At 61.7% G+C, this 7,795-nt stretch carries 9 protein-coding genes; 4 read left to right on the plus strand and 5 right to left on the minus strand.

Going from position 1 to position 7,795, the window contains the following annotated elements; all coding sequences use genetic code 11:
- Nucleotides 1-113: 113 nt before the first annotated feature.
- The 3 genes from AC1DT6_RS31280 to AC1DT6_RS31290 all read left to right on the plus strand — a co-directional run bounded on the left by AC1DT6_RS31280 (nucleotide 114) and on the right by AC1DT6_RS31290 (nucleotide 2,854).
- A complete protein-coding gene (locus AC1DT6_RS31280; protein WP_441625913.1) occupies nucleotides 114-323 on the plus strand; it encodes a DUF2188 domain-containing protein in 210 nt (69 codons plus the stop codon).
- A 53-nt stretch (nucleotides 324-376) separates the two neighbouring features.
- A complete protein-coding gene (locus AC1DT6_RS31285; RefSeq protein ID WP_477111126.1) occupies nucleotides 377-1,450 on the plus strand; it encodes a zinc-binding metallopeptidase family protein in 1,074 nt (357 codons plus the stop codon).
- A gap of 102 nt (nucleotides 1,451-1,552) precedes the next feature.
- On the plus strand, nucleotides 1,553-2,854 hold the full coding sequence (locus AC1DT6_RS31290) for a UDP-N-acetylglucosamine 1-carboxyvinyltransferase (protein ID WP_441625917.1): 1,302 nt from the start codon (nucleotides 1,553-1,555) through the stop codon (nucleotides 2,852-2,854).
- 151 nt (nucleotides 2,855-3,005) lie between these two features.
- Here AC1DT6_RS31290 and AC1DT6_RS31295 read toward each other — a convergent pair whose 3' ends face one another.
- The 3 genes from AC1DT6_RS31295 to AC1DT6_RS31305 all read right to left on the minus strand — a co-directional run bounded on the left by AC1DT6_RS31295 (nucleotide 3,006) and on the right by AC1DT6_RS31305 (nucleotide 4,909).
- Nucleotides 3,006-3,725, minus strand: coding sequence for a Crp/Fnr family transcriptional regulator (locus tag AC1DT6_RS31295; RefSeq protein WP_477115192.1), 720 nt, complete (start codon nucleotides 3,723-3,725; stop codon nucleotides 3,006-3,008).
- 278 nt (nucleotides 3,726-4,003) lie between these two features.
- Nucleotides 4,004-4,348: a hypothetical protein gene (locus AC1DT6_RS31300; RefSeq protein WP_441625921.1), complete on the minus strand. Its 345-nt coding sequence runs from the start codon at nucleotides 4,346-4,348 to the stop codon at nucleotides 4,004-4,006.
- Between the two features lie 78 nt (nucleotides 4,349-4,426).
- Nucleotides 4,427-4,909, minus strand: coding sequence for a Spy/CpxP family protein refolding chaperone (locus AC1DT6_RS31305; protein ID WP_441625923.1), 483 nt, complete (start codon nucleotides 4,907-4,909; stop codon nucleotides 4,427-4,429).
- 301 nt (nucleotides 4,910-5,210) lie between these two features.
- Between AC1DT6_RS31305 and AC1DT6_RS31310 the strand changes: the two genes are divergently transcribed.
- Nucleotides 5,211-5,387 carry a CsbD family protein gene (locus tag AC1DT6_RS31310; protein ID WP_441625925.1) on the plus strand — a complete coding sequence of 59 codons (177 nt, stop codon included), beginning with the start codon at nucleotides 5,211-5,213 and terminating at the stop codon, nucleotides 5,385-5,387.
- 45 nt (nucleotides 5,388-5,432) lie between these two features.
- Here AC1DT6_RS31310 and AC1DT6_RS31315 read toward each other — a convergent pair whose 3' ends face one another.
- Complete coding sequence (locus AC1DT6_RS31315; RefSeq protein ID WP_441625927.1) at nucleotides 5,433-7,139, minus strand: ABC transporter ATP-binding protein/permease; 1,707 nt, start codon at nucleotides 7,137-7,139, stop codon at nucleotides 5,433-5,435.
- Between the two features lie 524 nt (nucleotides 7,140-7,663).
- Nucleotides 7,664-7,795 (minus strand): IS4 family transposase (locus AC1DT6_RS31320; RefSeq protein WP_477115193.1); only part of this gene is annotated, 132 nt, incomplete at its 5' end.

A 7,795-nucleotide genomic window follows, 5' to 3' on the forward strand; every position in this document is an offset into this window, starting at 1 on the left:
TCGCGGCGAAATGCGCGGGTGGCTCCCGGTACCGGGCTTGTAGGACGGCGCCCAATTGCCGGACGGGCGCGCACTGCCTACCCTTCCTGTAACGCACGCAGCCGGAGAAACAGATGTTTCGCGATTTCGTAGTATTCCCCGCAGGCGGGGGCTGGGCATTGAAGGTCGATGGCGCCGCCACGGCCATTCTTCAGTACGAAACACGCGAGGAGGCGGCGAGCATCGGCGCCGTGATGGCTGCCAGGCGAGGCGTATCGCTCGTGATCCGCGGGCACGAGGAAAACCCGCCTTGCGTGGCGGCGGCCGATCCCATCGCGTCGTGACCTGTTGCCCGGTTCTGCCTGGCTGCGCCGTGCCCTACTGAGTCAAACCGTTCATGAAGACTTATCACTGCGGCAATTGCTCCAACCATGTCTTCTTCGAGAATGTCATCTGTGAACGCTGCAATGCCCTCCTTGGCTACGTCTGCGAGGACGCGCAGATCAGGGCCTTCGAACCCGCCGAAGGCAACGTGTGGCGGAGCCTGCATGCCGGCGCGGACGACCGGCTCTACAAGCAGTGCGAAAACTATGCGGTGCACGGTGTGTGCAACTGGATGATCCCCGCTGGTTCGGAGGATGCGCTTTGCCAGGCCTGCAAGCTGACCCGCACCACGCCAAATCTCGCGATGCCAAACAACCGCCTGTACTGGGCGCGCCTGGAGACCGCGAAACGCCGCGTGCTCTATACCCTTGTGGCATTGGGATTGCCCGTCGTGTCCCGGGAGGAAGATCCCGAAAATGGCTTGCAGATCGATTTCCTCGAAGATGCCGGTGGCAAACGCGTGATGACGGGGCACGACAAGGGCATCATCACCATGAACATCGCGGAAGCCGACGATGCCCATCGTGAAATGACCCGCTCCCGGATGGGTGAGCCCTACCGTACCTTGCTCGGCCACTTCCGTCACGAGATTGGCCACTACTATTTCGACCGCCTGATTGCCGGCACGCGCTGGCTGGAAGCGTTCCGGGAGCGGTTCGGCGATGAGCGGGCCGACTATGGGGCGGCGCTGCAGGCGCATTACGGCCTGGGTGTCCTGCAAGGATGGGAGCAGACCTACGTCAGCGCCTACGCGGCCGTGCACCCGTGGGAGGACTGGGCCGAAACCTGGGCGCATTACCTGCACATTGTCGATACCGTGGACACCGCCGCGGCGTGCGGGCTTGCACTCAAGCCAAGCAGCGCCGGGGAGCCGACCCTGACGGACCAGACGCCGGTCGAGGATGCGAGCTTCGACAGCCTCATGAACCGGTGGTTTCCGCTCACCTATGTGCTCAACAGCCTGAACCGGAGCCTGGGGCTGCCGGATGGCTACCCGTTTGCGCTGTCGCCGCTTGTCGTGGACAAGCTTCGCTTCGTGCATGACGTGGTGTCGGCGGGGCCACAAGCGCCTTTGCCTGCACCGTAGACCCGTTTCCGCACCATTCCCGTCATTCCGGCATTCGCATAGCAAGTACAATGCTGGGCTTCGTCCCGGAATGTCCGGGTCCGCCCCGCTATACCTGATCCCATGTCCAATCTCATCGTGCACGGCGGCAAGCCGCTCCGCGGCCGTATTACTCCCTCGGCCAACAAGAATGCAGTGCTGCCCGTGCTCTGCGCCACGCTGCTCACCGATGAGCCTTTGCGCTTGCATGGCGTGCCCGATATCACCGACGTGCGCAAGATCCTCGATATCTTCCGCGCTTTGGGCAGCAAGGTGCATATGGACCACGCCACCGGCACGCTGGAACTGCACCATTGCGAAACCGTCTTCGATGCTGCCCGCCATCGGCTGCCCGAGGAAATGCGCTCTTCGATCATGCTGGTGCCCCCGTTGCTGGCGCGCTTCGGCGTTGCCCGGCTGGAGGACAACGTCAAGGGCTGTACGCTTGGCGTGCGCGAGATCGATCCGCACGTCGACGTCTTCCGCCGCTTCGGCGGCGAGGTGGAGCGTGTCGACGGCTCGCTGCTCGTGCGCAGTGCCGGCCTGCTGACACCCACCGACCACTGGCTGGATTACGCATCGGTCACCACGACGGAGAACTTCGTGCTGTGCGCCGCCGCCGCGGGCGGCACGTCCACGCTGACCAATGCGGCATCGGAGCCGCATGTGCAGGAGTTCTGCCGCTTCATGGCGATGATCGGCGCGCGCATCGAAGGCATTGGCACCTCGCGCCTGACGGTGCACGGCGGCAACGCCCTGCGTGGCGGGGAGTTCACCTTCGACGAGGATTTCCACGAGATCACGACCTTCCTGGCGCTGGGCGCCATCACCGGCGGCGATGTTGTCGTGCGCAACAGCGCGCCCGGCAATTTCCCGCTGATCGACCGGACCTTTGCCAAGTTCGGCGTGCAGATCACGCACGAGGACGGCTGGTCGCGCGCCACCTGCGCCGGCCCGCTGAAAGTGCAGACGCCCTTCACCAGCAACGTGCTCACCAAGGTCGAGGCCGCGCCCTGGCCGTATTTCCCGGTGGACCTGCTGCCGATCTTTATCGCGCTGGGCGTGCGCGCGCAGGGCAACGCCATGTTCTGGAACAAGGTGTACGACGGCGCGCTGGGCTGGACCGGCGAGCTGTCGAAGTTCGGCGCGCATGTGTTCTCGTCCGACCCGCACCGGCTCATCACCTTTGGCGGCAATCCGCTGACGCCGGCGGTGGTGGAAAGCCCGTACATCATCCGGGTGGCGATCGCGCTGTTCATGGTGGCCGCCAGCATCGACGGCCGGTCCGAGATCCGCAACGCGGCGCCGATCCGCCGGGCCCATCCCCGCTTTGTCGAGAACCTGCGCAGCCTGGGCGTGCAGGTGGAGTGGACGAGCGAAGATTGAGGGCAGGGCTGCGCGGGCCGGGCAACGCGGGTCTTGCGCAAGCGCGGCCCGCCACGTTCAGCGCGACGCCGCGGCGACTGCCCCGGCGATGTCCACCTCGCCGGGAAAGCTCGGCCTGGTCCGCTTCGCGACCGCCTTGCCGCCGGGATTCTCAGGTTGCAGGTTTACCGGGCAACAGGCGGTCGAACTCGCGCTTTACCACGGCATAGCACTCGCAGGCATGCTTTTCGAGCGCTGGCCGGTCGAGCACCGCAATATGGCCATGGCTGTATCGAATCAGGCCGGCGTTCTGCAGTTTCAAGGCCGCCTCGGTGACGCCCGAGCGCCGCACGCCCAGCATGTTCGAAATCAGTTCCTGCGTCATCGTCAGTTCGTTGGACGGCAGCCGGTCGATGCTTAGCAGCAGCCAGCGGCAGAGTTGCTGCTCGATGGAGTGATGGCGGTTGCAAACGGCGGTCTGGGCCATCTGGGTGATCAAGGCCTGGGTATATCGCAGCAGCAAATGCTGTATGGGACCGCCGCGGGTGAACTCCTGTTTCAGGATCTTTGCATTTAGCCGGTATCCGTGGCCGCCGCTTTGYACGATGGCCCGGCTCGGCGTCGTCTCGCCGCCCATGAACAGGGCAATGCCGACGATTCCCTCATTGCCGACGATGGCAATCTCGGCGGACGCGCCGTCCYCCATCACGTAGAGCAGCGAGACGATCGACGTGGTCGGGAAGTACACATTCGCCATCTGGTCGCCCGACTCGTACACGACATGGCCCAGCGGGAGATCGGTCAGAACCAGATGGGGCGCGAGGCGCAGCCACTCCGCTTCCGGCAGCACGGCCAGAAGGTGGTTGGCCTTGGGATCCTGGACGGAAGTCACGCTTCGCCTCCCAATACTGTTTGGGTTGACTGCCGGTCACATTGGCGTTGTCTGCCCGCGCGCGGAACTGCGGGGACGACAACAGACGGCCTCTATAAATATAGGGCAGCAATATCGGAAGCAGAAGGCGCTGCACGGCCAGGAGTGCGCGTGGAGCCGCGTGGAAACCTTGCCGGGGGACGGCAGGGGGGAGGGGGGGGATGACGCTGCCCGAGGCTTACCCTTGGCTTGCAGCCTGGCATGCGGGATACATGCCAGGCCGCCTGTGCATCAGCCGGTTAGCGGATCTGCAAAGGAAAGAACAGGCTGATGCCGGGTGCCGGCTGAGGTACATAAGCCACGGGTGGCGGCGCATAGACGTAGCCATAGCGCTGGTCGTCATAGTAGTTGCCGCGATAGTGATTGTGATCGTAGCGCTGGTTGCCATGCCACGCGCCGTTATGTCCCTGATGGGCTGAAGGATGCGGGTTGCCATGGTTCTGCTGGCTGGGATGGTGGTCGCGGTCTTCGCCGAAGGCCGGTGCCGTCGACACGGCGCCGATGGCCATTGCCAGGCCGAATGCCGCGACGGTCCGCGCGCTCGCAGAGCGCATCCACCTTGACCGCGCTGTTGAGGTGTTCATCATGATCTCCTGTGTTCGGGTGGAAGCCCGGACCGCACCGCGTTGCTTGCGCCCGCGGCTGCCATCCGGTTCCGGGATTCAGTTCCTCCTCGAAGCATGTTGCTCCCTGGTCCGGAAGATCAGGTCGGCATTCTTCTTCTGTACGTCCGACATGCTGTCGTACAGGTCCCGGAACACGGGCGTGAGCTTCCTGATGCCATCGGCATGGGCGTCGGCAATCTCGCCATAAGACTTGAGGTCGCCAAGGGCGGTCATGCCTTTGACGTCGTCAGCCCGCTCCTGACGCAGCGAATCCATCCTGCTCGCGTTGTCGCGCATGACCTGCGCGACCTTCAGCCAGAGCTGTTCCTGGGAGCGGGTGATCTGGAGCTTCGCATGCAGGTCGCTGATGTGCATATCGATGCGCTCTTGCTTCGCAATCTTTAAAACGTGCGAGGTACCCTGGGCATCCGTGGCCGTGATGGCGCCGGCGGGACCGGCCAGCGCCAGCGCCGAAAGAAACGCGATGGACGGCAGGACGAACGCCGTCCCTGGCTGGAAATAGCGGGCGGTGAGTTTCATGATCGGTCTCCTTGGACATTCCATGATCCCGCCGGCGGCTCGCCAGTGCTGGCGGCGCGATCGCATGCCTACTTGTGCGCCAGTTCCTGGTGCGCGTCTGTCCGGCACCGGACAAGGATGAGGGGGGAGCCCTGCGCCGGTACGGGGCAGGCGACGGCGTTCGCCAACTGTCCGGCATCGTACCGACACTGCCGCAAATTGGTGTCAGCCTGACTGTCCTGGAAAGATGTCTCGTCGTTCGCGCGATGACGCGCCAGGCGTAGCGCTGGCCGGCCATTCGCCGTCTTCAAGGAGCAAGATCATGAACTCAGATCAAGTGAAGGGTCGCATCGAACAGGCAAAGGGGAAGATGAAGGCAATATTTGGCAAAGGAACGGGTAACAAGAAGACCGAGCTGGCCGGCAAGATAGAACAGATAGTCGGCTCCACGCAGGCTTTGTATGGTGACGCGAAGGAGGAATCCAGGAAGCAGCCGTAGGCGCCCCGTCCTGGCAGAGGAGAGCTGCCGGACCGCCCCCCGGAGTTACCAGCTGAAGCGGTAGCTCCGGGAGCGGTGGAGTTCCCAATCGCCGTTTCCCTTCAGCTCCAGCACCTGTTGGTGGTACTTGAGGAGCGTGGGCCGGTGGCTGACGCTGACCAGTGTCGTCGGGGCGGTGGATAACTGGAAATAAAGACGTTCTTCATTGCCAATGTCCAGGGCGCTGGTGGCCTCATCCAGCATCGCATAGCGTGGTTTCGCAAGCAGCACGCGGGCAAAGGTAAGACGCTGTTGTTCCCCCACGGAGAGAACCTTCCCCCAGTCCAGAACCGCATCCAGCCCGCCAAATCGTTCCACGAAGTCCGGCAGGTTTACCGCGTCAAGCAGTTGCAGGAGTTCCTCGTCGGATATCTTCCGGTCATCGAGATTGGGGTACAGCAGTTGGCTGCGCAGGCTTCCCAGCACCATGTAGGGATGCTGCGGCAGGAACAGCATCTGCTCAAGTTCCGGCCTTGCGATGCGTCCGGTGCCGCAGTTCCACAGCCCCGCTATCGCACGCATCAGCGAACTCTTGCCGCCTCCGCTCGCACCCACGATCAGCAATCCCTGTCCGGGGTTGATCGATACGGTGAGATCCCTGACGAGGGTCCGCTCGTAATTTGGCGTTTGCAAGGTGACATGCTCGAGCGCCAGGCGCGAGTCGCGCGTGGCTTCGATCCGGTCCCCGGCTTGCCTGGGCGTCGCCGGTGCTTCCTTCAGCGAACCTGAGAAAGTGCTCAGCCGGTCGAGTCCGGCGGCAAATCGGCTCAGGCTTTCAAAGTTATCGACGATGACGGTGAGCGCGGCCAGTATCGCGGCAAAGGCGCCGGCTGCCTGGATGGCCCGGCCGACTTCGAGCTCGCCCGAGAGCACGCGCGAAGCCACGATGGCACTCGGCAGCATGATGGTCAGGAATGCATAGGCATACTGAAACAGATTGAGGTTCAGTTGCCATCGGATGAGCTTGCTGAAATTCGCGAAGACGTGATCGAAACGGTCCCGCACGTGAAGGGACTCAAGTGCCTCGCCGCGATGAAAGGTAATCGATTCGGCGTTCTCGCGTACCCGGATCAGGCTGAAGCGGAAATCCGCTTCCCGTTTCAACTGGTAGAAGTTCAACCCGATCAGGATTCTCCCGAACAGGAAGATGGAGACCAGCGTGCCCGCGATTGCATAGAGGACAAGAAACAGGACCAGTTCCTTGGAAATCGACCAGAGCACGCCGCTAAACGCAAAAAGCTGTAACAGTGCCCCCAGTCCAAGCAATAGAAAATACAGGGATTGGTTTGTGAACGTGTTGATATCTTCCGAGATTCTCTGGTCGGGGTTGTCTATCTCGGTATTGGCGTTCAGTTTGTAGAAAGCGTGATTCCTGAAATATTTATCCAGGTAGTGGCTGGTCAGCCAGCGCCGCCAGTGGATGCCAAGTGTATTTCTGACGTAGTAGTAGAGAGCGTAGACCGGCACGGCTGCGATCATGACATAGACGCACAAGAGGATGGAGTGCCAGAATCTGCCGGCATCCTTCGCCGCCAGCGCCGACGTGAACTCGCCGGATTGCTCGTTGAACAGCACATTGACGCCGGTCTGGCCAAGAAGCAGCAGGACCAACAGGAAAAGGAACAGCCTGGCCTTCCATCTTTCCCGCGAGAACCAGTAAGGTTTCGCGATTTCCCAGAATCGCGTCCACAAGTTACCGCCAGCGTTTCCCATGATCCTTCTCTTGCCCGAACCGGAGCCATGATTGCGTCGCCAGCCCGGCCAGAGTGCTTCTCTTGGCAGCGCCGGAACGCGTCACGCCCTTCGAATGCCTGCCTCACGCCCCCCTGAGCCTTCCGGGGTCGTTGATCCGTCACATGTGGTCTTTGCCGGCGAGATGCATGCAATGGGTTGGAAGGCCGTGTATTGAAATATAGGTGAGCCAACCGGCGATGGCGGATTTTTGGCAGGAATCCAGGGCGATATGATTTTGCAAATTGGTACGCTTGCGGACAGTAATTATTTCAAAAACAAGCTATAAATACACGTAGGGGCGCACATGCCGCAACATACCAGAATCGGCGCCGGGATTTTATGGAAGATGTCCGGCATGGGGCCCCACCAGTTTCAGATTCGGATTTGCTGGTTGGCGATTTTTTATAAAAATTGAAAGAAATAAAATCGATCCCTATCCGGATATTTTCATATTGAATGTGGGATAAAGAACCAGATTCTGGTTGGGGGTAAGGGTCATGTGGTTATACACAATTGTCCCCATCATCGACGGCTCGTAAGCCTCGCAGTGTCTTCGCCGCGACATGAACTTCTTTCAGCCCCAGCCAAATCGTCTTCACGCCAGGCTCGCCATCACTCTTGCGGCCGAGGAATCC

The organism is Cupriavidus sp. 01L45 (assembly GCF_056399885.1).

Bases quoted from the DNA above. Each gene is read 5' to 3' on its own strand.
- AC1DT6_RS31280 (WP_441625913.1), top strand. From the start codon at position 114: ATGTTTCGCGATTTCGTAGTATTCCCCGCAGGCGGGGGCTGGGCATTG.
- AC1DT6_RS31285 (WP_477111126.1), top strand. From the start codon at position 377: ATGAAGACTTATCACTGCGGCAATTGCTCCAACCATGTCTTCTTCGAG.
- AC1DT6_RS31290 (WP_441625917.1), top strand. From the start codon at position 1,553: ATGTCCAATCTCATCGTGCACGGCGGCAAGCCGCTCCGCGGCCGTATT.
- AC1DT6_RS31300 (WP_441625921.1), bottom strand. From the start codon at position 4,348: ATGAACACCTCAACAGCGCGGTCAAGGTGGATGCGCTCTGCGAGCGCG.
- AC1DT6_RS31305 (WP_441625923.1), bottom strand. From the start codon at position 4,909: ATGAAACTCACCGCCCGCTATTTCCAGCCAGGGACGGCGTTCGTCCTG.
- AC1DT6_RS31310 (WP_441625925.1), top strand. From the start codon at position 5,211: ATGAACTCAGATCAAGTGAAGGGTCGCATCGAACAGGCAAAGGGGAAG.
- AC1DT6_RS31315 (WP_441625927.1), bottom strand. From the start codon at position 7,139: ATGGGAAACGCTGGCGGTAACTTGTGGACGCGATTCTGGGAAATCGCG.